The 22,157-nt window shown below is 71.4% G+C and carries 21 protein-coding genes and 1 pseudogene; 20 read left to right on the top strand and 2 right to left on the bottom strand.

Annotation, left to right across the window (positions count from 1 at the left end; all coding sequences use genetic code 11):
- Positions 1-191: 191 nt before the first annotated feature.
- Positions 192-446, top strand: coding sequence for an alpha/beta hydrolase (locus ACFWMZ_RS24000; protein WP_383173363.1), 255 nt, complete (start codon positions 192-194; stop codon positions 444-446).
- Between the two features lie 30 nt (positions 447-476).
- Here ACFWMZ_RS24000 and puuE read toward each other — a convergent pair whose 3' ends face one another.
- Complete coding sequence (gene puuE, locus ACFWMZ_RS23995; RefSeq protein ID WP_383173361.1) at positions 477-1,469, bottom strand: allantoinase PuuE; 993 nt, start codon at positions 1,467-1,469, stop codon at positions 477-479.
- Between the two features lie 217 nt (positions 1,470-1,686).
- On the opposite strand from puuE, the gene ACFWMZ_RS23990 reads away from it, so the two are divergent.
- The 9 genes from ACFWMZ_RS23990 (at position 1,687) to ACFWMZ_RS23950 (ending at position 9,697) form a co-directional block, all read left to right on the top strand.
- On the top strand, positions 1,687-2,445 hold the full coding sequence (locus ACFWMZ_RS23990; RefSeq protein WP_383173359.1) for an FCD domain-containing protein: 759 nt from the start codon (positions 1,687-1,689) through the stop codon (positions 2,443-2,445).
- A gap of 111 nt (positions 2,446-2,556) precedes the next feature.
- Positions 2,557-3,741: a sialidase family protein gene (locus tag ACFWMZ_RS23985; RefSeq protein WP_383173357.1), complete on the top strand. Its 1,185-nt coding sequence runs from the start codon at positions 2,557-2,559 to the stop codon at positions 3,739-3,741.
- A gap of 88 nt (positions 3,742-3,829) precedes the next feature.
- Entirely contained in the window at positions 3,830-4,462 is a 633-nt protein-coding gene (locus ACFWMZ_RS23980; protein ID WP_383173355.1) for a hypothetical protein, read from the top strand.
- Positions 4,463-4,492: 30 nt separating this feature from the next.
- Positions 4,493-5,290 carry an energy-coupling factor transporter transmembrane component T family protein gene (locus ACFWMZ_RS23975; RefSeq protein WP_383173353.1) on the top strand — a complete coding sequence of 266 codons (798 nt, stop codon included), beginning with the start codon at positions 4,493-4,495 and terminating at the stop codon, positions 5,288-5,290.
- A 2-nt stretch (positions 5,291-5,292) separates the two neighbouring features.
- Complete coding sequence (locus tag ACFWMZ_RS23970) at positions 5,293-6,159, top strand: energy-coupling factor ABC transporter ATP-binding protein (protein ID WP_383173351.1); 867 nt, start codon at positions 5,293-5,295, stop codon at positions 6,157-6,159.
- Entirely contained in the window at positions 6,156-7,043 is an 888-nt protein-coding gene (locus ACFWMZ_RS23965; protein WP_383173349.1) for an energy-coupling factor ABC transporter ATP-binding protein, read from the top strand. Before ACFWMZ_RS23970 ends, ACFWMZ_RS23965 begins: the two co-directional genes overlap by 4 nt.
- Before the next feature lie 2 nt (positions 7,044-7,045).
- Positions 7,046-8,038 (top strand): NAD-dependent epimerase/dehydratase family protein, encoded by a 993-nt coding sequence (locus ACFWMZ_RS23960; RefSeq protein WP_383173347.1) that lies wholly within the window; start codon positions 7,046-7,048, stop codon positions 8,036-8,038.
- A complete protein-coding gene (locus tag ACFWMZ_RS23955) occupies positions 8,035-9,021 on the top strand; it encodes a sugar kinase (protein ID WP_383173345.1) in 987 nt (328 codons plus the stop codon). Before ACFWMZ_RS23960 ends, ACFWMZ_RS23955 begins: the two co-directional genes overlap by 4 nt.
- Before the next feature lie 43 nt (positions 9,022-9,064).
- Positions 9,065-9,697: a bifunctional 4-hydroxy-2-oxoglutarate aldolase/2-dehydro-3-deoxy-phosphogluconate aldolase gene (locus tag ACFWMZ_RS23950; protein ID WP_383173343.1), complete on the top strand. Its 633-nt coding sequence runs from the start codon at positions 9,065-9,067 to the stop codon at positions 9,695-9,697.
- Between the two features lie 230 nt (positions 9,698-9,927).
- On the opposite strand, the gene ACFWMZ_RS23945 is transcribed toward ACFWMZ_RS23950, so the two are convergent.
- Positions 9,928-10,083 (bottom strand): hypothetical protein, encoded by a 156-nt coding sequence (locus tag ACFWMZ_RS23945; protein WP_383173341.1) that lies wholly within the window; start codon positions 10,081-10,083, stop codon positions 9,928-9,930.
- A 1,058-nt stretch (positions 10,084-11,141) separates the two neighbouring features.
- On the opposite strand from ACFWMZ_RS23945, the gene ACFWMZ_RS23940 reads away from it, so the two are divergent.
- From ACFWMZ_RS23940 to ACFWMZ_RS23895, 10 genes and pseudogenes are all read left to right on the top strand, one after another.
- Positions 11,142-11,990 (top strand): putative RNA methyltransferase, encoded by an 849-nt coding sequence (locus ACFWMZ_RS23940; RefSeq protein ID WP_383173339.1) that lies wholly within the window; start codon positions 11,142-11,144, stop codon positions 11,988-11,990.
- Positions 11,987-12,895 (top strand): IS5 family transposase, encoded by a 909-nt coding sequence (locus ACFWMZ_RS23935; RefSeq protein WP_383173336.1) that lies wholly within the window; start codon positions 11,987-11,989, stop codon positions 12,893-12,895. Before ACFWMZ_RS23940 ends, ACFWMZ_RS23935 begins: the two co-directional genes overlap by 4 nt.
- 225 nt (positions 12,896-13,120) lie before the next feature.
- Positions 13,121-13,405, top strand: a pseudogene (locus tag ACFWMZ_RS23930) (sugar dehydrogenase); the annotation flags it as partial.
- Between the two features lie 39 nt (positions 13,406-13,444).
- Positions 13,445-13,600, top strand: coding sequence for a hypothetical protein (locus ACFWMZ_RS23925; protein WP_383203997.1), 156 nt, complete (start codon positions 13,445-13,447; stop codon positions 13,598-13,600).
- 657 nt (positions 13,601-14,257) lie between these two features.
- Positions 14,258-16,576 carry a nitrate- and nitrite sensing domain-containing protein gene (locus ACFWMZ_RS23920; RefSeq protein ID WP_383173334.1) on the top strand — a complete coding sequence of 773 codons (2,319 nt, stop codon included), beginning with the start codon at positions 14,258-14,260 and terminating at the stop codon, positions 16,574-16,576.
- The gene (locus ACFWMZ_RS23915) at positions 16,576-16,980 is read left to right on the top strand and encodes a roadblock/LC7 domain-containing protein (protein WP_383173332.1); all 405 of its coding nucleotides are present in this window, start codon (positions 16,576-16,578) and stop codon (positions 16,978-16,980) included. Before ACFWMZ_RS23920 ends, ACFWMZ_RS23915 begins: the two co-directional genes overlap by 1 nt.
- A 102-nt stretch (positions 16,981-17,082) precedes the next feature.
- Positions 17,083-18,288 (top strand): ABC transporter substrate-binding protein, encoded by a 1,206-nt coding sequence (locus tag ACFWMZ_RS23910; protein ID WP_383203960.1) that lies wholly within the window; start codon positions 17,083-17,085, stop codon positions 18,286-18,288.
- Between the two features lies 1 nt (position 18,289).
- The gene (locus ACFWMZ_RS23905; RefSeq protein ID WP_383173328.1) at positions 18,290-20,395 is read left to right on the top strand and encodes a branched-chain amino acid ABC transporter permease; all 2,106 of its coding nucleotides are present in this window, start codon (positions 18,290-18,292) and stop codon (positions 20,393-20,395) included.
- Positions 20,392-21,261, top strand: a complete 870-nt coding sequence (locus ACFWMZ_RS23900; RefSeq protein ID WP_383173326.1) for an ABC transporter ATP-binding protein — start codon at positions 20,392-20,394, stop codon at positions 21,259-21,261. Before ACFWMZ_RS23905 ends, ACFWMZ_RS23900 begins: the two co-directional genes overlap by 4 nt.
- Positions 21,262-21,268: 7 nt before the next feature.
- A complete protein-coding gene (locus ACFWMZ_RS23895; RefSeq protein ID WP_383203957.1) occupies positions 21,269-21,997 on the top strand; it encodes an ABC transporter ATP-binding protein in 729 nt (242 codons plus the stop codon).
- The last annotated feature ends 160 nt before the right edge of the window (positions 21,998-22,157 follow it).

The raw sequence follows: 22,157 nt of genomic DNA, 5'->3' as shown, positions 1-22,157 counted from the left end.
GGTGGTGTTACCCCCGCCGGGGGCCGGCGGGTTGGTCCTCCGGCGCGCCCCGGTCGTCCCCACCACTTCCCTCGCCCCTCCTTTCCCGTCCGCCACCGTGTGCCGCCCGAGAGCCGGAAGCGGTGCGGTGGCCGTCACGCAGTTCCGAGAAGGACCGCACCCCCGATGTCCCACGACCCCCGACGGGACCGATGGCGGCGGCGCTCGCCGCCGATCTGTCCGGGCTCCCTCCCACGTACATGGACGTCGGCGAGCTGGAGGTGTTCCGCGACGAGTGCGTGCGCTATGCCCTCCGCCTGGTCGAGGCGGGCGTGTCGACCGAGTTCCACCTGTGGCCCGGCGCCTTCCACGGCTTCGACGGGGTCCTCCCCGGCCTCACCCTCCCCCGCAGGGCCGCGGCGGAGCAGGTGGCGGTGTTGCGGCCCGGGTTGTACAAGCCCTGGTAGAGGCCGACGATCCTGTTCCCCGGAACGCTGTCATCCGCTGGGCTGCCGGGACCCGTCCGCCGGACGCCCCTGCTCCGCCAGCGGGTCGACGGAGCCCGGCAGCCACCGGGAGGCGGGGTGTACCGCGCGCCAGTGGCGGGCGATGTCCACGCGCCGGGTGACCCAGACGTCGGGGTGACCGGCCGCGAAGTCGAGGAACCGGCGCAGGTCGGCGGCGCGGCCGGGGCGTCCGCTGATCCGCAGGTGCAGCCCGACACTCATCATCCGCGGGCGCTCCGCTCCCTCCTCGATGAGGAGTTCGAGGGCTCGGACGAGGTACGCGGAGAACGACTCGGACTGGAACCCGTACGTGTTGACGTACCGGCCGTCGTTGTTGTCGAGGGTGTACGGCACCACGAGCTGGGCCACGCCGTCCACGTCGACCCAGTAGGGCAGGTCGTCGCTGAAGGAGTCGGAGTCGTAGAGGAAGCCTCCGTGCTCGACGACCAGGCGGCGGGTGTCGGCGCTGTTGCGGCCGGTGTACCAGCCGAGCGGCGCCTCGCCGCAGACCTCGGTGTGTATCCGCACGGCCCGCTCCACGTGTTCGCGCTCGACCTCGGGGGCGAGCTCGGCGTAATTGATCCACCGGAGCGAATGCGAGGCGATCTCCCAGCCCGACTCCCGCGCGGCGGTTACGAGGCCGGGGTTGCGGCGCAGGGACTCCGAGATGCCGAAGACCGTCACGGGCAGACCGCGTTCGTCGAAGAGCCGGCGCAGCCTCCAGAACCCCGCGCGGGTGCCGTACTCGTACTGCGACTCGACGTTGAGGTTGCGGCGGCCTCGCAGTGCCGTGGTCGGTTCCTCGGTGAGGAACGCCTCCGAGGACTCGTCGCCGTGCAGGACATTGTTCTCGCCGCCCTCCTCGAGGTTGATGACGAACTGCAACGCCACCTTCGCGCCGCCGGGCCACCGGGCATGCGGCAGGTCCCTGCCGTAGCCGTGCAGATCACGGGGGTAGTCGGGGGAGAAAGAGGCGTACGTCATGGCGAGTTCCTGCCTTGATTACGGGGACGCCACGCCGACACGGGAACGAGCGCGATACCCTGTGCACGGCAGGCGTAGGTCACTTTTGACCAACCATCGTCGTCGAGCGGCACCGAGTCAAGTGCCCGCACTCGGCGGCCTGCCCCTCGCCGCGGGCGAGGACCGGCCGGGCGGCGGACGAGACGCCCGGGAAGGACGAGCGAGGGGACGGACGTCCATGAACGACCGCGAAGGGGCCATGCTCGCGCTCCTGCAACTGATGTCGGCGTCGAGCGGGCCGCTCGGGACCCGCAACGCGCAGCGGGAGCTGGCGGAGCGGGGCAGAGAGCTGAGCGAGTCCTCCGTCTCCCGCCTGCTCCGGGAGATGGACGACCGCGGCTGGACAACGCCCGTCGGCAGCAAGGGGCGGGTACTGGCGGGCGAGGGGCGGCGCCGGGCGGCCGAGGCGGTCCTCAGTCACCGCGCGTCGGACTCCCTGCAGCACGCGGTACGCGACACCAAGGACCTGCTGGACCTGCTCAGGGCGCGCAGCGCGGTGGAGAGCGCCGTCGCGGGGGACGCCGCCCGCTCGCCCGACGCGGACCGGCTGCGACGGCTGCGGGAGCTGTGCGACCAGCACACCCACGCCGTGGGCAGCGCCCCGATGATCGAGCAGCCGGGCCTGCAGTTCCACCGTTGCGTGGTCGAGATGTCGACGAACCGGATGCTCAAGGTGGCCGCCGGCATGATGCTCGCGCCGCACCTCGACCGGGTCGAGGCGGTGCTCGACACCGTCCTCGCCACCCGCCGGGACGAGGAGAAGGTCGTCGCCGAGCACCAGGCGGTCCTGGACGGGATCGCCCGCCAGGACCCCATGGGCGCCGAGGAGGCCATGAAGGCCCACTTCGACGCGATGATCGCCGCCGTGGAGACCTCCGTCGTCGGGGGCAACGAAGTCCTCGTCCAGCGGCTGCTGGAGTGGGTGCCCGCCGGATGACGGCAGACGTTCCATACCTTCGTCACTATTGACAGACGCTTGTCGCTGTCCAACACTGTCGTGCACCGTCGCATTCGCCGACGGCACGCAGCCCCCGACAGAGGAGCAGGCATGCCCCACACAGGCACCATGTCCCCCGCCCGGATCCACGCCCGCCCCCTGGGGGCCCGGTACCAGGACGAGCACCGCAAGTGGCAGGGCATCCCGTCGGTGGAGCGCACCCACTGCGGCCGGCTGTACGCCAACTGGTACACCGGAATGGAGACGGAGACCGGCGGCAACTTCGTCGTCGTCACCACCAGCGACGACGAGGGAGACACCTGGGACGGCCCGCGCTTCGTCGTCGAGCACGACGACCCGGAGGTGCGCGTCTACGACCCCTGCCTCTGGCGTGACCCCTCCGACCGGCTGTGGCTGACCTGGAACCAGAGCCGCGACTTCTTCGACGGCCGGGTCGGTGTCTGGGTGAGCACCAGCGACAACCCCGACGACGACGATCCGGCGTGGTCCCAGCCGCGCCGGATCGCCGACGGCATCATGATGAACAAGCCCACCGTGCTCTCCGACGGCGCCTGGCTGTTCCCCGCGGCCATCTGGGCCTGCCACGAGCCCACCGAGGAGCACGACGCGCTGAAGGACCGGCGCTTCTCCAACGTGTACGTCTCGACCGATCAGGGCGAGACGTTCTCCTACCTCGGTGGGGCCGACGTGCCGAACCGCAGCTTCGACGAGCACATGGTCGTCGAGAAGCGCGACGGCGAGCTGTGGATGCTCGTCCGGTGTTTCGACGGCGTGGGCGAGAGCTTCTCCACGGACGGGGGAAAGACCTGGTCGCCCGGCCGCCGCAGCCACGTCGACGGCCCCTGCTCGCGCTTCCACGTCCGGCGGCTGCCGTCGGGCCGGTTGCTCATGATCAACCACGCGGATTTCGGCGACCGCCGCTCCCGCGAGGAGATCGAGCAGCAGGGGAACGTCAAGGAGTGGAAGGGCCGGACCAACCTCACGGCGTTCCTCAGCGACGACGACGGCGCCACCTGGCCGCACCGGCTCCTGCTCGACGACCGCGAGGACGTCTCCTACCCGGACGCCGCCGTGGCTCCGGACGGCCGGATCTTCGTGGTCTACGACCACGACCGCTTCGGCGACCGGGCCGTCTACCTCGCCCGGTTCACCGAGGGCGACATCCTGGCCGGCCGGATGGACAGCACCGGCTCCGCCGCCCGGGTCGTCGTCAACCGGGCGCTCGCCCTGCCCGAACCGGCGGGCGACGCCCCCTCGCCCGCCGCCACCAGGTGACCGGGCACCCGCTCCGATCGGCCCGACCGTCCCCCATGGCGTACGCACCCGAGGCCCGCGCCCGCACGCACCAGCAGAGGAAAGTCCCATGGCAACGGCGAAGACAGTGTCGGAGAAGCGGTGGACGACACTTCCCAACTGGAAGTTCCAACTGCTCCCCCGGGACACCCGCACCATCATCACCTGTGTGTTCCTCGGGCTGACCATGGCGGTGATCCTCCAGATCACCGAGCGCCTCGACCTGGCGCTGACCGGCGGCAGCGTCCCGATCGTCTCGGCGATCGTCGTCTGCGCGATCTGGGTGCCCTCCGCGGCGTTCTACGGCCTCACCGGAGCGCTGATCACCGCGTGGATCAATCCGATCATCTCCAACCTCACGGCCTCCCAGCCGATGGCGCCCTTCCTGTTCCTGACCAACGCGGCGCACACGATCCCCGTGGCGCTACTGGTGTGGGCGATGAAGTCCCGTGACACGGGGCTGAAGTTGTGGCAGCTCATCGTCATCGGGCAGCTCGGCGGCATCTGCGACGCGCTGATGTTCGGCGTCGGTAACCGCGTCATCCTGCATCTGCCCTGGGACTTCATCACCGGCCAGATCCTCGTCGTCCAGCCGTGCTACCTCGCCGGGTCCTTCATCACCTACGGGATCATGCGTCGGCTGGTCAACACCGGGCTCGTACAGAAGGAACGCGGCCTCAAGGGGGCCGACGATGTCATCTGACCGGCCCACACCGACCGAAGGGGTCCCGCGATGAGCGGAACGATGCTCTACCAGCCAGGAAAAACCTTTCTGCATCGCGCTGACGCCCGCGCGAAGATCGCCACGATCACCGTCGTCCTCGTCGTCGCGCTGACGACGACCCGCATCGACGTCCTCATCGCGCTGACCGCCGTCGTCGTGATCGGCCTCGCGGTCCTCGCCCGGATCACACCGGTTTCGTACGCCAAGGCCCTGCTCCTGATCATTCCGCTCGTCCTGCTGCTCACCCTCCTGCAAGCACTGGTCCAGGGCGGACCGGCGATCGTCACGGTCGGCGGCGTCTCCCTCTCCAGGGCGGGGGTTCTGCTCGGCCTGGGTATCGGGATGCGCCTGTTCGCCATGGGCATCTGCTTCTACGGGTTCTCGGCGACCACCAGCCCCTCGGACATCGCGCTCGCGCTCCACAAGGTGGGCCTTCCCTACAAGTTCGCCTATCTGACCAGCTTCGCCTTCCGCTTCCTGCCGCTGTTGCAGGACGAGGCGCGGACCCTGCTCACCGCGATGGCGGTCCGCGGTTCGGCCGAGAGCAGTTCGCGCCACCCGCTGCGGCGGGGCCGCGCGATCGTCCGGATGCTGTTCCCGATGCTCGCCGGCTCCATGAAGCGCAGCAGCGACATCGCCCTGTCGATGGAGCTGCGGGGCTACAGCCTGCCGGGGCCGCGGACGTTCTACCGGACCGCGTCCTTCCGGGCCGCCGACGCCCTGCTGGTCGTCGGCGTGGTCCTCCTGGCCGCCGCGCTCCTGGTCATGCAGTGGCAGCTACCCGCACCGTTCACCGAAGGGGCATGAAGATGACGTCACCGGCACTGGCGGTCTCGGGCCTGACCGTCCGCTACGAGGGCGCCGAGCGGCGCGCGCTCGACGAGGTCGACCTGGTCGTCGCCCCCGGGGAGATCCTGGGCATCCTCGGCCCTACCGGCGCGGGGAAGTCCACCCTCCTGCAATGCCTGTCCGGCGTCATCCCCCACCACGAGGACGATGCCGCGGTGCGCGGCGACATCGAGGTCTTCGGGCGCCCGCTGAGCGACTTCTCCGGCCTGTCCGAGATCACCGAGACCGTCGGCCTCGTCATGCAGGACCCGGAGGTGCAGCTCGTCAACACCGTCGTACGGGAGGAGCTCGTCTGGGGGATGGAGAACCGGGGCATCCCGGTACCGGAGATCGAACGGCGGCTGCGGCGCGCCACCGACCTCTTCGACATCGGCGGCCTCCTCGACCGGTTCACGCACGCCCTCTCGGGCGGCGAGAAGCAACGCGTCGTCGTCGCCTCGATCTTCTGCCTCAGCCCGCGGATCATGCTCCTCGACGAACCGACGTCCGAGCTGGACCCCGCCGGAACCGAGGGGGTGATGGACGCCGTCCGCGTCCTCGCGGACGAAGGCGTCACCGTCATCGTCGTCGAGCACAAGATCGAGGAACTCGCCGTCTACACCGACCGGCTCCTCGCCCTGCGGGCCGGCCGCGTCGAAGCGGTCGGCACACCGCGCGAGGTCCTCATGGGCCCGGCGGCGCCGGACCGGCCCCAAGTGCTGGACATCGCCCTGCGGCTGCGCGAGCGAGGGCACTGGGACGCTGAGCTCCCGCTGTCCGTCCCGGCGGCAGTTGCCGGGTGGCAGGCGATGACGCACGACCCGCACAGCGACAGGAACCCGTCATGAACCACCCGGACACCGTCATCGAGCTCTCCGGCGTCGAGCACAGCTACGGCAACGGCACCAAGGCCCTGGTCGGCGTGGACCTGACCGTCCGACGCGGCGAATTCGTCGCGATCATCGGGCGGAACGGCTCCGGCAAGACGACGCTCGCCAAGCACTTCAACGGCCTGCTGAAGCCGACCAACCCCGGCGGCACGGTCCGTCTGCGCACCCGGGGCGGCACGACCGTCGACACCCGCGGCACCCGGCTGCACCACCTGGCGGCGACCGTCGGATACGTCTTCCAGAACCCGGACCGCCAGATCTTCCACGACACCTGCCGCGAGGAGTTGGAGTACGGCCCGCGCAACCTCGGCGCGGACCCGGCCACTATGGCGCGTGAGGTGTCCGAGACCCTGGAGCTGGTGGGACTGGAGGGGCGCGAGGAGACCAACCCCATCCACCTCTCCCGCGGTGAGCGCCAGCGGCTCGCCATCGCCTCGACCCTCGTCATGGGCTGCGACGTCGCGGTCATCGACGAACCCACCACCGGCCAGGACCGGGCCGAGTCACGCAGGATCCTCGATTCGCTCGCCCACCACCACGCCCTCGGGCGCACGGTCGTCATCATCTCCCACGACATGGCGCTGGTCGCCGAGTACGCCACCCGGGTCATCGCGATGCGCAAGGGTCGCGTGCTCACCGACGGGTCACCAGCAGAGGTCTTCTCGCAGCGTGAGGTACTTCAGGAGACCAACATCCGGCCCCCGCAGGCGGCGGTGCTGGCCGCCGAACTCGGTCTGCCGGGTGTGCTGACGGTCGACGACGCCGTCCGCGAGATGAGCGGCGCCCTCACCGGGGCACGCCCCGGCGCCACATCCCTTCCCCACGACGACAAGGTCTGCTGAACATGCGCTATCTCGTCACCGGCGCCCGTGGTTTCGTCATGAGCGTCCTGGTCGAGCGGTTGCTCACCGCCGAGCCCGACGCCCTCGTCACCACCCTCGATCTGCACGCCCCCGACGACCTGCTCACCACTCACCTCGCCGGACACGAGGGGCGCGTCCACCACGTCCAGGCGGACGTCGGCGACAGCGCGGCCGTGGCGGAGGTGATCGCGGGGAGCGCGCCGGAGGTCATCGTCCACGGTGCGACGGTCACCCACGACGCCGAGAGCGAGCACCGCGACCCCGGGCGCTTCATCCACGTCAACACCGGAGGCACGGCGACCGTCCTGGACGCCGCGCGGCGCTCGGGCGGGGTACGGCGGGTCCTGCTGGTCAGCAGCGGTGCCGTCTACGGAAGTTCCCCGCTCGGGCTGCTCACCGAGGACGCCTCGCCCGCCCCCGACGAGATGTACGGCATCAGCAAGCTGGCCGGTGAACTCGTCGCGCAGCGGTTCGGCCAGCTCTACGGCCTGGAGGTGCCCATCGCCCGCCTCACCAAGGTGTTCGGCCCGATGGAACGGCCCAGCTCCGGTCGCGCCGTCATGTCCCTGCCGTACCACCTCGCGGCCGCGGCGCTGACAGACCGGCCCGTCAAGGTGACGGAGCGGACACTCCGGGCGGGCGGCGACTGGCTCAGCGCCACCCAGGCCGCCGGTTCCCTGCACCTGCTCGCCCGCGGAACGGGCCGGGGCGACGGCGTCTACAACATCTCCAGCGGCGTCCGCACCGGCGTCCCCGAACTTCTGGCGCTCTTCGGTGTCGAGGCGCTCCCGGCCCCGGCCGGTGACGGCGTCATCGACATGGACCCTGACACCGAATCCGGCAAGAACGGCGTATACGCCTCCGACCGGGCCCGGCAGGAGCTGCTCTGGAACCCGAGCGGGCTCCAGGAGCAGGTCACCGAGTACCTCACCTGGGCGCGGGACAACGCGGCCGTCTTCGCGGCGAGCCGATGACCGCGCACCCGGTGCGAAAGGGCGCGCTCCTCACCTTCGGCGAGTCGATGGGAAGGATCACCGCCGACCGGGTCGGCCTGCTGGAGGCCTCCCCCTCGTTCACGCTCTCGATGGGCGGCGCGGAGAGCAACGTCGCCGTCGCCGCGGCGCGCCTCGGCGCGGATGTGACCTGGGCGGGCCGTCTGGGCCGGGACGGTGTGGGAGACCTCGTCGAACGGCGCCTCAGGACGGAGGGCGTACGCAGCCGGATCACCCGGGACGACGGCTTCACCGGGCTCATGGTCTGCTCCCGCAGGACGAACGCGGGGGTCCGGGTCGACTACCACCGGGCAGGCAGCGCCGGCTCGCGCCTGACCCGGCAGGACATCGGCGAGGACCTGATCCGTCAGGCGGCTGTCCTGCACGTCACCGGCATCACGCCGGCGCTGAGCGACACCGCGCGCGCCACGACCGCGTGGGCGGTGGGCACCGCACGGGCCGCCGGGGTGACCGTTTCCCTGGACGTCAACTACCGCAGCAAGCTCTGGTGCCGCCAGGAAGCGGCCCCGGTGCTGCGGGAACTGGCCGCGCAGGCCAACATCCTCTTCGCCGGCCCCGACGAGGCCGCCCTCCTCCTCGGGCACGACACCGCGGTTGCCCGGCCCGAGACGCGCGATCCGCTGGCGACCGCTCACGCACTGGCCGCACTCGGCGCGCGTGAGGCGATCGTCAAGGACGGCCCCCGCGGCTGCGCCGCCGTCATCGACGGACACGAGTACCTCCAGGCCGCGGTGCCGGTCGAGACGGCGGACCCGGTGGGCGCCGGCGACGCCTTCGTGGCGGGCTACCTCGTCGAACTGCTCGCCGGCCGCGACGCCGCGACGCGCCTGACGACCGCGGCCCGCACCGGTGCCTACGCCGTCACCGTCCCCGGGGACTGCGAGGGCCTGCCGTTCCGCCACGAGCTCGACTCCTTCACCGCGGCGGAGGACGTCGCCCGCTAGCTCTCCCCGGCACCATCGCCCTCACCTACTGGAGACCACCGCCGTGTCCGCCACCACCCCTGCCGACTTCACCCGGTTCTTCGACGACGCCTTCGCGACCGTCCCTCTCATGGCCATCCTCCGCGGCCACCCGCCCGAATCCACTGTCGAACTGGCCACCCGTGCCTGGGACCTGGGAGTGACCCAGGTCGAGGTCCCGCTCCAGGACCCGGCCGCCGTACCGTCGCTGAAGGCAGCCGTCGCCGCCGGGGCGCGCAGGGGCCTGGGTGTGGGAGCGGGCACCGTCAGCACCCCTGAACTCGTCCACGTCGCCCATGACGCCGGTGCGGCGTTCACCGTCGCCCCGGGGTACGACGAGGACGTCCTCGACACCTGCCTCCAGGCGGGCCTCCCCCATCTGCCGGGCATCTCCACTCCCACGGAGGCGGGCAGGGCGCAAAGGCGCGGTCTCCACTGGGTCAAGGCATTCCCGGCGTCCTCGCTCGGACCTTCCTGGATCCATGCGGTGCGTGCTCCCTTCCCCGGCCTGCGCATCGTCGCCACCGGTGGCCTGGACGCCCAGAACGCCGCGGCGTTCCTCGGAGCCGGCGCCCGCGTGGTGGCCCTGGGCTCCGCTCTCGCCGACCCGGCCCAGCTCCACCGCCTCGTCACCCTCATCCCGGGAGACCGCGGATGACGAACAGCACGACAGGCTTCGGGTTCTGACGCGGGCGGCAGTCGTGGGCCTCCACGCCTGCCCCGACACGGCGGCTTCGTGCCAGGGCCGGCATTCCGCTGCGGGACCGGCCGTTCGGGCCAGGGCCTCTGCGTCTGTCGCGCGGTCGCGCCCACCGAGCAGGCCCGGCCGCCGATGTTCGGTCTCATCCTGATGCCGGGCTGCTCAGTGGGTGCGGGCCGCGAGACGACTCAGTTCCGGTCGCGGCTGCTCTCGCGGACGTTCCTGACCAGTACGACACTCGCTCCCATCGCCACCGTGACGGCCAGAGCGGCCAGAACGATGTGCCCCGGGACGGCGGCGGCGAGAGCGGTGGCCCACTGCTCCCACGCGTACTCGGTGTCCACGTCCAGCAGTAACGGGAGCGCTGCCGACCCGTCGAAGAGGAGGAACCAGTAGCTCGGCGCGCCGCGCCTCCTTTCCTGCCGGACAGCCGAAGGGGGCTGCCGGGCGGCCCTTCCCGCCAACCGCACTTCTTCGGTCGGCACGGCCGGCGCAGGGGGACCACCGACGTCGTTGTACTGGTCGGGCGCGTGGTCCGACGGGGGGGACCGCGTAGGCTGCGCGCGTCGAGGAGGCGTCGGCGGTGGGGAGACTGCAGGTCATGGCGGGGACACGGGGCCGGCGGTGGCCGGCCGGCGGTCGGGGGCTGGGAGTCGTGGGGGTGGTGCTCGCGCTCGTCGCGGGCGCCGGATGGCTGGCCAAGCCGGTGTGGCAGCCGTGGTGGTACGCGGCGACGCTGTGCGGGGGCAATCTGTCGGGCCGTGAGCTGGCCGAGCTGCTGCCGACCGAACGGCTTCAGGCCTCCAAGGACACCTTTGGTTCCGGGAACGGTCCGCTCAGGTGCGGGGTGGACGCGCCGCAGCCCGGTGCGCCGGCGAATCCGCGAACTTCCTCGCCACCAGCTACACCCGGAATCACACCGGCTCAGCACTCCCGATGAACGACGTGCGCAGCCTCCTCGGCAAGTTCACGAAGGACCAGGCCGCACGCCGGGACTGCACCGATCTCAAGCTCCCCGGTCCCACCGTCCACCCGGACTGGCGCCAAGGGTGAGAATGCCGCCGTCATACCACGCGGCCTGACCGTCATGGCCCCGGCCGGCTTCACCTGCCGGCCCTCAAGCCCCGGCCTAGAGCGTGTCTCCTTATTGCCGAAGCATGACGCGTTCGAGGGCAGCGTAGGGTGAAGGTATGAGGACCCCGGCAGACCAGGCTCTGTAATCACGAGGCGCTGAGGGCGATGCCATGCGGCATCGCCTTCCTAAGCGTGCCTGTTTCGTGATCCCTTCTGCCGTCCGCTTCTTCCACGGGCGGGGCGCCGGTCTTCGTTCTTCTGCGGTGGCGGCGCCCGAGGGTGTGCGCAGGCACGGTCCACTTTTCCTCGCCGCTGCCAGGAGCGCCTCATGCCTGCCGTTTTCCCGCCTGCCCTCACTCACCTTCTCGACTTGTTGCGCTGCCCGACATGCAGCGCCGACCTTCGCGCCGTACCCGGCGCCCTGCGCTGTCCGGTGGGCCACACCTTCAACATCGCCCGCCAGGGCTACGCCAGTCTTCTGACGGGCGCCCGTGCGACCAGCGGGGATGACGCCGCCATGGCCCAGGCCAGGAGCCGTTTCCTCGCCTCCGGCAAGTACGCCCCTATCCGCCGAACGCTGGCGCACCTGGCGTCTGCTGCTCTGCCCGAGCACGGCACGGTCCTCGATGCCGGTTGCGGCACCGGGTACTACCTGGCCGGCGTTCTCGACCAGCGTCCTGGAGCGAGTGGCCTGGGGCTGGACGCTTCGGTGCGGGCGCTTCGCTCGGCCGCCCGCGCTCATGAGCGAGCCGCTGCGGCAAGCTGGGACGTCTTCCGCCCCTTCCCGCTGGTGGACCAGGCGGCCGATGCGGTGCTGAACGTGTTCGCCCCTCGCAATCCGGCCGAGTTCCACCGTGTTCTTCGCCGCTCCGGCCGCTTGATCGTGGTCCGGCCCACCCAACGGCACATGGCCGAGCTCCGTGGCAACGTGCCCGCGATGGTCACGATCGATCCGCACAAGGAACAGCGTCTGCATCGGGCCCTGAACCCGCACTTCGAGATCGCCGACGCTCAGGAGATTGAGTACTCCGCTTCGCTGACCACCCAAGAAGCTGTCGACTTGGTCGGGATGACGCCCAGCGCGCGGCACCTCCAGGACGAAGACCTTCTGCAGCGCGGCGTCCTTCCTCAATGCGTCACTGTCTCCGTCCTGGTCACGGCCTACCGGCCTCGGTGACCACGGGCAGGCGCACACGCCTGCTGACCGACGAGCAATGGGTGCGACTGGTGCCCCACCTCCCCGACAGCACTGGGAAGGTGGGGCGCCCGTTCGCAGACCACCGGCGCGTCGTGGAAGGCATCATCTTCCGCTACCGCACCGGCATCCCCTGGCGAGACCTGCCCCGGGAAGCGTTCGGGCCCTGGCAGACAGTATGGAAACGCCATCGGAGGTGGGCCGCTGACGGGACCTGGGACAGAGTCCTGACACATCTGACCGCCTGCGCCGACGCGCACGACGAGATCGACTGGACGGTCTCGGTGGACTCGACCATCAACCGCGCGCACCAGCACGCCACGAACACAACCCGGCCCGACGCAGAGCCTCGCCACGTCACTCGCAGGGCTGGGGACATATCTGCGTCCGAGCCTGCGGCACACGGCATCGGCCGGTCCCGTGGCGGGCTGACCACGAAGATCCACCACATCGTTGACGGTCGCGGCCGTCCTTTGGTCGTCGCCATCTCGGAGGGGCAGATTCACGACGGCCAGGTCCTGCCTCTCCTGCTCGATGACATCCGCGTGCCCCGACCGGGTCCGGGCAGACCGCGAACTACACCAGACGTCCTTCTCGGGGACAAGGCGTACTCGTCCAAGCAGACCCGCGCAGTTCTCTCGGCGCGAGGTATCCGCGCCGTCATCCCCGAGCGCGCCGACCAGCAAGCCAACCGCAAACGGAAGGGACGCAGCGGCGGCCGACCTCGCACGCTGGACTCCGACACCTACAAACGCAGAAACGTCGTCGAGCGATCCTTCAGCCTGCTCAAACAGTGGCGGGGTCTTGCCACGAGATACGACAGACTGGCCATCGTCTACCGATCAGCAGCCGTGCTCGCGGCGGTAATCACCTGGTTACGTAGTTGAGAGACACGTCCTAGCAGCCCACGTGAGAAGGGCCCCGTCCCTGTGGTGACAGGAACGGGGCCCTTCTCGCGGAGCGCTGGGCAGGCCTTGCACCTGCATCTCCCCGCAGGAAGCGGGGCGTCTTTCCTTGGACCACCAACGCAGAGGCGACCACTCCGTCGAAACGGCCCGGCGCCTTCAAGATCGACCATACCCCACCCCCGACGAAGCCCGCACCCTCGGCACCTGCCCAGGATCTCGCCTGCACCACGGCGGCCGGAGCCGAGGGCGTGCCTCACGGAAGTGGCCGAGGCGCAGAACCCGACCGCCGGCGCCGCCGGGCCCGGGGACACCGTGTGGATCGCCGAACGCGCGGGCACCGTACGGGTCCTGGACGGTCAAGGACTGGGCGCCCCGGTGCTCGACATCTCCGACGAAACCACGACGGACGGCGAACGCGGCCTGCTGGGCGTCGCGTTCGACACGACGCTGGCGCACTTCTACGTCTCGTACACCGACCACGAAGGCACCGTCTACGGGCCGGCCCAGGCCCTGGCAGGCCCGGACGTCGTGGCCGACACGCGGGCCCCGGACCTGCTGCGTTTCGGGGTCGACACGTTGCACACCTCCCACCAGGACGCGCTCATGGCGATGGGGCTCCTGCACGACATGGTGTCGACCGGGGCGTACGACCCCATCCCGCAGAAGCCCGGCCGGGTCACCTGAAGCGGCCGGTACACGCCCCTCCGGGCCGTGCACTCCTCACGTCTTTCAGGTGATTCCCTCATGGTGTTCCGGTCCAAAGGCGCACGCGCACACACGCGCGGCAGCCTCCCGTGCCGCCCCCTGACGCGGCGAAGCCCTCTCACGTGCGCTTTCGCGTCGGCGTCGCGTGGCGCCGCGGGCCGGGGGAGGTTACGGCCCGCGCTCGCGGCCTCCGGCGGGGGGCCACAGGACTCAAGTGTGCCGCTCATGAAAGAACACGCCGACCCGTCACGCTCCCTTCACATACGCCCACTTGACTCGTGCGATCCGTGTACCGGTGACGCGCATGCGGCAACTCGAGAGGGCGACCGAAAGCTGCGAAAGCGCCCGCCCGACGCGTCACCGCCGTCCGTCCGCCTCATCTCAAGGGGTCGTCCCCGGCGCCACCTGTGATCGAACTGGGTTGATCATGTGCACTGGAGCGCTCGGAATCCTCAACAATGCGTACATCCGCGGTCACGCGCCAGCACGTAGGATCAGGCCGCGCCTCGGTTCCCCATCCGTCTTCTCTGTGACGATGCGCGCGGTGTGCCAGCTCCACCCCCCACTTCCCCCCCCATCCCTAGGTATCTGCGTGCCACCGATACTCAACACCGGCTCCTGCGATGGAGCCGCTCAGTGAAAATCAATCGCCGCCTCGCCCTGCTCGTGACCGCCCCCCTCGCCGTGGCCGTCACCTTCTCGGGCCTGGCTCTCGCTCCGGCCGCCAACCGGGCGGTCCAGGCCGACCGGTTGACCACCATGGTCCAAGCCGCCTCAGGAGCAGCGGAGTTGACGAGGCACCTGCAACGCGAACGGGTGGCTGCGACGGCGCTCGTCTCCGCGCAGGGAGACCCGGACACGTTTCGGGAGAGTTCCGAGGCGACCGACGAGAGCGTCACCAGATTCCGCCAGAAGATCGCGGACCTGTCCGGGGTACCCGCCAACGCACAGGTCACGCTGGACCGCATCGGGCGCTCCGTCGAGAAGCTGGTGTCCCTGCGCGCCCAGGCACGCTCGGGCAGCAGCACCATCTCCGCGCTCGCCTTCGGCTACCGGATCGTGATCGCCGACCTCATCGGCTACCGCGACGGCATCGCCCAGGCCGACGGTGTCGACGCCGACATCGCCGAGCGGATCCGCGCCGCCGCGGCCCTCTCCGAGGCCGCCGAGTACACGGCGCAGGAGCAGGTCACGGTCATGCGCGCGCAGGCCGCGGGCGGCTTCACCACCGCCTCCCGGCGGACGTTCGACGCCAGCCGCCTCGGTTACACCGAGTCCATCGGGGCCTTGTACGACCTCGGTCCCGGCGAGTGGCGGACCTGGCTGGAGCGCACCCTTTCCGGTGAGAAGGCGCTGGAGGCCCGCCGGTTCGAGGACCGCATCAGCCGGACCGGCGCCGGCAAGGACATCGATGTCACCCCCGAGGAGTGGCTGAAGGCCTCCGCCGACCGTCAGGACCTGCTGCGGACGGTGGAGAAGCGGGTCGACGCGTCGGTCCACGAGACCGTCTCCGACGAACGCACCCTGCTGATGTGGACGGCCGGCGGCGAGCTCGTCCTGGTGGTGCTGACCCTGGTCGGCGCCGTCGTCGTGGCCTTCCGGCTGGGCCGCGTCATGATCCGCCGCCTGCACGGCCTGCGTAACGCCGCGCGCGGCGTCGCCCAGGTCGGTCTGCCCGCCGTGATGAGCCAACTGTCCGAGCCCGGCGCCCTGCGCGGCGCCACGCCCGAAGAGGTCGCGAAGCGGACCGGCGATCCGGTCGAGACGACGGGTGACGACGAGATCGGCGAGGTCGGTGAGGCGTTCAACGCCGTGCACCACGAGGCTGTCCGGCTGGCCGCCCAACAGGCGCACATCTACGCGCAGTTCGCGGAGACGCTGGTCGGGGTGGCCCGCCGCGGCGCGCAGCTCACCAGCATCATGGTGTCCGAGCTGGACACCGTGCAGCGCGACGAGGCCGATCCCGAGCGGATGAAGACCCTCTTCGCCCTCGACCACCTCGCGGTCCGGATGGAACGCAACACCAACAACATCCTGGTGCTGGGTGGTTACGGCCACGGCCGGGTGCGTACCGACGACGTCGACTGCTCCACGGTCGTCATGGCCGCGGCCCAGCAGATCGAGCGTTTCGAGCGCGTGTCGCTCGGCGTCGTCGAGGCGGACGTCGGCATCGCCGCCCGCGCCGTGCACGACGTGGCGCACATCCTCGCCGAGATCCTCGACAACGCGACCCGCTTCTCGCCTCCCCATTCACCGGTCGGCGTCACCGTGTGGCGGCTGGGCAACCAGGCTGTCGTGCAGATCGTCGACGAGGGCGTGGGCATCCCCGCCGACCGTCGTGCCGTCCACAACACCGCGCTGCGGGAACCGCAGGCGGGCGTCGGTGACGTCCGGTTCATGGGTCTGCACGTGGTGGCGCGGCTCGCCGCACGCCACGGCATCGTCGTGGAACTGCGCGACTCCTCGGGTCCCGGCACCATCGCCGAGGTCACCCTGCCCGCGGACGTGCTGGTCAGGATCGAGCGGGATTCCGCCTCGCCGTCCTGGGAGACGGGCACCGCGCCCGGCAGGTCCGGGGCGGACCTCGTCGGCGGCCGCTCGACCGGTGCGCGCCGGGAGACGCCCCGCAGGACCGAGCTGTCCACGGCGGCGGAGCGGGAGCAGGGCTCCGCGCCCGCCGTGCCCCCGGCGGCCGAACCGGTCGAGCGGATCGCCGGGGTCAGCGCCGCCGGCCTGCCCGTGCGCAAGCGGAACGCGCCGCAGCAGTGGCCCGCGGCCGGCAAGCGGGAGAACGCCGAGCGGCGGCCGGGGGCCGGCGGTCCCCGCAAGCCGCCCCGCCGCCGGGACTCCCGGCAGGTGTCCGACGTTCTGGCGGCCTACGCCCAGGGGGTCAACAGGAGCACGAACCATCGCGGTCGGCCCACCGACAACGGCAACACCGAACGGAGCAAGTGATGAACGAACCCACCGAACTGAGCTGGATCCTCAACGACTTCACCGGGCGCGTCCCCGAGGTCACCCGGGCGATAGCCGTCTCCGTGGACGGCCTGGCACTGGCCTACGCCGGCCTGGACCGCGACGAGGCCGACCGGCTCGCCGCCATCGCCTCCGGCATCGTGAACCTGTTGTCCGCGGCCGCGCAGTCCACGCAGACCGACCCCGTGGAGCACAGCCTGACCGCGATGGAGGGCGGCTACATGTTCTCGATGGCCGTCTCCAGCGGCGCCTCCCTGCTGGTGACGACCACCCGGGACGCCGACATCGGCGAGGTCAGCTACATGATGGCCGAGCTGATCAACCAGGTGGGCGACGCGCTCTCCCCGCAGTTCCGCGAGCCGCACACCCAGCTCTCGACCTGATCCGCTCCGCACGGCATGCGGCGGCGTGCCCCCCGTGTCGCGCGCCGAGCCCGTTCTCCCCGTCGTCCCCCGTTTCCGTCCCCCCCCTGATTGAGACCCCCCATGTTCTTCGACACGTCCTTTCCCTCCCGCCGCAAACTGCGCGCGCTCGGCGCCGGTGCCATCGCCCTGGGCCTGGCGGTGGTCACCGGGTGCTCCGGCGGCGCCGGAGCAGACGACGGCGACAAGCTGAAGGTCGGCCTCGTCGCCTCGCTTTCCGGCACCTACAAGCCGGTCGGCACCGAACTGCGGGCCGGCTTCGAGCTGTACCTGGAGACCCACGACAACAAGCTGGGCGGCCGTGAGGTCGAGCTGGTCGTCGCGGATGAGGGTGACGGTCCGCCGACCGCGGTCCCCGCGACGACGAAGCTGGTCAAGAAGGACAAGGTCGACGTGTTGACCGGCTTCGTCAGCGGCGGCTCGGTCAACGCGGTCCTGCCCCTGGTCAACCAGGCCAAGATCCCCTTCCTTGGGTCCAACGCCCGGCCGACCGTCAAGGACCTCGAATACCTCTGGACGACGAGCTTCCTGTCCGACGAGCCGGGCAAGGCCATCGCCCCGTACGTCAAGGAGAAGGTCGACGGCCCGGTCTACGCGATCGGCCCGGACTACCAGGGCGGCTACGACGAACTTCGCGGTTTCACCGACGAGTTCAAGCGGGTGAAGGGGAAGCTCGCCAACCCCGACGGCAAGACGACGTGGACGCCTTTCCCGAAGACCACCAACTTCATGCCGTACTTCGCGGAAATCGCCAAGACGGACGCCAAGGCGGTGTACTGCTTCTACGCCGGCAAGGCCGCGATCGACTTCGCCAAGCAGTACGCGCAGTCGGACATCTCCCACCTGCCGCTCTACACGGCGTTCGTCACCGAGGGCAGTGTGCTCGAGGCCCAGGGAGACGCGGCGAAGGACATCTACTCGGTCCTCAACTACGCGGCCGACCTGGACAACGACGCCAACCGCAAGTTCGTCGCCGACTGGACGGCCAAGCACGACTCGCAGCCCACCACCTACGCCATGTCCTCGTACGACGCGGCTGCCGTGCTGGACAAGGCGGTCGCGGATGCCGCGAAGGACGGCGAGGTGACACCGCAGACCGTCAACAAGGCGATCGAGGGGCTGGGCCAGATCGACAGTCCGCGCGGTGCCTGGGAGTTCGGTGAGAAGGCGCACTCGCCGGTGCAGACCTGGTACCTGCGCCAGGTGCGGCCGGACGGGGACCAGCTGGCCAACGTCATGGTCGAGGACCTGGCCACGCTCGGCGGCTGACATGGGACTCCTCGACGCTCATCTCGTACCGGCGGTGGACGGGGTGGCCTACGGGCTGCTGCTGTTCGTGGTCGCCTCCGGCCTCAGTCTCGCCTTCGGCACCGCGGGCGTGCTGAACCTCTCCCACGGCATGCTGTATGCGGTCGGCGCGTACACGGGGGCCGAGTTGAGCGACGGGACGTGGGGCGGCCTCATCCTCGGGCTGGCCGCCGGAACCGCGGCGGCCTGCCTGGTGGGGGCCGGGCTGTCCGCCGCCTCGTTCCCGCTGGCGCGGCGCGGACATCTCGCGCAGGCACTGCTGACGTTCGGTCTCGCATTGATCGGCGGTGACCTGCTCATCGAGTTCTTCGGGGCGGACGAGCTGCCGGTGCGCGTCCCCGCGGCTCTGGACTCCTCGGTGTCTCTGCTGGGCCACCGCTACCCCGCCTACCGGCTCTGCTTCATCGTGATGGCGGTGCTGCTGGCGGCGGTGGGCACATGGGTGCTGGTCCGTACCCGAGTGGGTGCGGCGGTGCGCGCCGCCGCCGACGACCCGCAGATGCTCGCGGCCACCGGGTACAGTCCGCGGGCGGTGCACCTGGGTGTGCTCGCCGCCGCGGGCGCGCTGGCCGGTGCCGCGGGTGTGCTCGGGGCGCCGATCATCGGCCCCGGTCCCGGTACCTCCGAGACCGTGCTGATGCTCTCTCTCGTGGTGGTCGTGCTCGGCGGGCTGCGCTCGCTGTGGGCGACGTTCTTCGCGGCGATCGGCGTCGGCGAGGTCCAGACGCTCGGCGTCTCGGTGGCGCCGGGCCTGGCCCCGTACCTGCTGTTCGCCGCGATGACGGCGGTGCTGGTGCTGCGTTCCCGGTTCGCGGAGCCCGCCACCGGACACGGCACGGACGGACCGGCCCCGGACCCGCTGGGCCGGCTCGTCGGCCGGCTCGGCGCGCACCTGGGCCGGCGTCCTCGTACGGTTGCGGCTTCCGTCCGGCCGACGGGTCCTTCGGAACCCGCCGCGGGCGGGTCGGGCGCTCGGGACGGGGCGCCGTCGAAGCCGGGGCGCGCTCGGCGTCCCTCCGGGGCCGCGTGGCGGCGGGCGGCTCCCCTGTTGGTCCTGTGCGCGGTGCTCGTGGCCCTGCCGGGGCTGCTCGACGCGTACGCCGTCTCGCTGGCCGGCTCCGCGCTGGCGCTGGGGCTGCTCGCGGTCAGCGTCACCGTCCTGACCGGTTACGCGGGGCTGCCGACGCTGGGGCAGACAGCGCCCTTCGCCGTCGGGGCGTACACGACGGCGAACCTGGCGGACGCCGGATGGACCGTGGGCCCCGTCCAGGTGCTCCTCTCGGCGCTCGCCGCCGCGGTGTTCTCCGCGGTCACGGGACCCGCCGTGGTCCGGGCGCGCGGTACGACCGTGCTCATGATCACGCTGGCCGTCGGTGAGCTGACGAGCGCGGCCGTCAACCAACTCAAGTCCGTGACGGGGGGCGCCGACGGCCTCGTCGGGTTCCCGTCCACGCAGGCGCTGTGGGGCGGGGAGGGCATGTTCGAGGAGAGCGAGCTGTACCTCTACGCCCTCGTCGTCGTGGCCGCCGCGCTGGCCGCCACCCTCCTCGTGCTCCGCTCCCCGGCGGGGAAGCTGCTGACGGGCGCACGCGGCGCGGAGGCGCGGATGCGCGCCTCGGGACACCCGGTGTGGCGCTACCTGCTGGTGGCCTACATCGGTGCGGGCGCGCTGGCGGGTGTCGGCGGTTCGCTGATGGTCACCGTGCAGCAGTACCTCTCCCCCGCCGACGTCGGGTTCGAGATCGCGGCGTTCGCGCTGCTCGCGGCGGTCATCGGCGGTACGACCTCCGTGATCGGCGCGCTGTTCGGCGCCGGGCTCATCGTCGCGACCCGGGACTGGGTGGCCGGCGCGTGGCCCGGTCACGGACCCCTGCTGCTCGGTGTGCTGTTCGTCGCCGCCGTCTACCTGCTGCCCCGGGGCCTGGCGGGGCTACGCGGGACCTCCGGCGGCAAGGAGGGAGGGGACGGCGTTCCCGCGCCCGCGCCCGCGCCCCGGGAGCAGCCTTCAGCCGTGTCCCCACCCTCGCCCGCCCCCGCTCCGGGCCCTGCCGGAAAGGCCTCACCATGACGCCCCCACCGACCGCGGCCGCCACCGGCGCGGCACTGGAACTGACCGGTGTCACCCGGTCGTTCGGCCGTCTCACCGCTGTCGACGACGTGAGTCTGCGGCTCCCGGCGGGGGCCCGGCACGCCGTCATCGGCCCGAACGGCGCGGGCAAGACCACCCTGCTCAACCTGATCGCGGGAACAGACCGGCCGGACCGGGGCTCCATCGTGCTGGGCGGGACGGACGTGACCCGCACGGGCACCGCCCGGCGCAGCCGTGCGGGCATCGCCCGCAGCTTCCAGCAACCCTCGGTCGTCGGCGCGTTGACGGTTCTGGACAACGTCGTCCTGGCGGGCTGGCCGCACGGCCGGGGTGGCCGTGCGGCCTGGCGTCGGCCGGCCCGTCTGCGCGCGCGTGCGGAAGCGGCGGGCCGCCACCTGGAGGCCGTCGGACTCGCCGAGGCCGCTCACTGGCCGGCCTCGCGGCTCTCCCACGGACAGCGGCGCATGCTCGACCTGGCCGCGGCCCTGTCGGGTGAGCCGCGGCTGCTGCTCCTGGACGAGCCGGCGGCCGGGCTGACCGACGGCGACATCGGGCGGCTGCTCGGCATCCTCGACGGGCTGCCGGAGAGCGTCGCGGTGGTCCTGGTCGAGCACCATGTGGAGGTCGTCGCCCACTTCGCGGACACGGTGACCGTCCTGGCGGCCGGGCGCGTACTGGTCACCGGCCCGACCCGGGAGGCGCTCGCGCACCCGTCGGTCCGCGACGCCTATCGCGGCACGGGCGGCGCCGTCCCCGACTCCGCCCCTGACCAGCGCCCTCCAGCGCCCCCCGGCGGCGACGGCGCATCGTCCGCCGTCCCGTCCGCCCCCGACACGAGAAGGTGACCGACCGATGCTCGAACTGACCGGGTTGGCCGCGGGCTACCACGGCGGCACCGTCCTGCACGGTCTCGACCTGTCGGTGTCCGCCGGCACGGTCCACGCCGTCGTGGGGCACAACGGCGCGGGCAAGACGACCCTTGTGCACACCGTGGCGGGGCTGATCCGCCCGAGCGCCGGGACCGTGCGCCTCGGCGGCCGGGACGTGACGGGGCTGCCCGCGCACCGGATCGCCCGCGCGGGGATCGGCCTGGTGCCGCAGGGCCGCCGGGTGTTCGCGGGGCTCACGGTCGCCGAACACCTGCGGCTCTCCCACCGCCCGCCGCGCTCCGGCGACACGACACGCCCCAGCGTGTGGACGCCCGCGCGCCTCCTGGACCTGCTGCCCCGGCTGGGCGAGCGCCGCGGCCACCGGGGTGCGAACCTGTCGGGCGGCGAACAGCAGATGCTGGCGCTGGCCCGCGCCCTGCTGGCGTCGCCGAGCGTACTGCTCCTCGACGAACCGACCGAGGGCCTGGCTCCCGTCCTGGTCCAGCAGGTGTACGAGTTGGTGACGACACTGGCCGGGGAGGGGATCGCGGTGCTGCTGGTCTCCCCGAGTCCCGCGCAGGCGGTCCGGTGCGCCGACCGCCTCACGGTGCTCACCTCGGGGCGGGTGGCCCTGCGCGTGGACGGTGACGTGGCTCGTGCCGACGCGTCCGCGCTGAACGCCGCGCTCGAACTGGCGCCGGCGACGCACTGAGGCAGCCGTGGTCCCGGCCCGCGGGCCGGGACCAGGATCATGTCGCGGGGCGGCGGCCGGGGTCCGGTCGCCGCCCCCCCCCGGTCGCCCCAGCTCGCGACCCGGACTTAAAGCTGTTGGCGCCGAAACCCCAGCCCCCGTCGGAGCCCTTTTTATTCGT

This window comes from Streptomyces sp. NPDC058373, assembly GCF_042723275.1.
Classification (GTDB): Bacteria; Actinomycetota; Actinomycetes; order Streptomycetales; family Streptomycetaceae; genus Streptomyces.
This window is presented reverse-complemented; position numbering and strand designations above follow the sequence as displayed.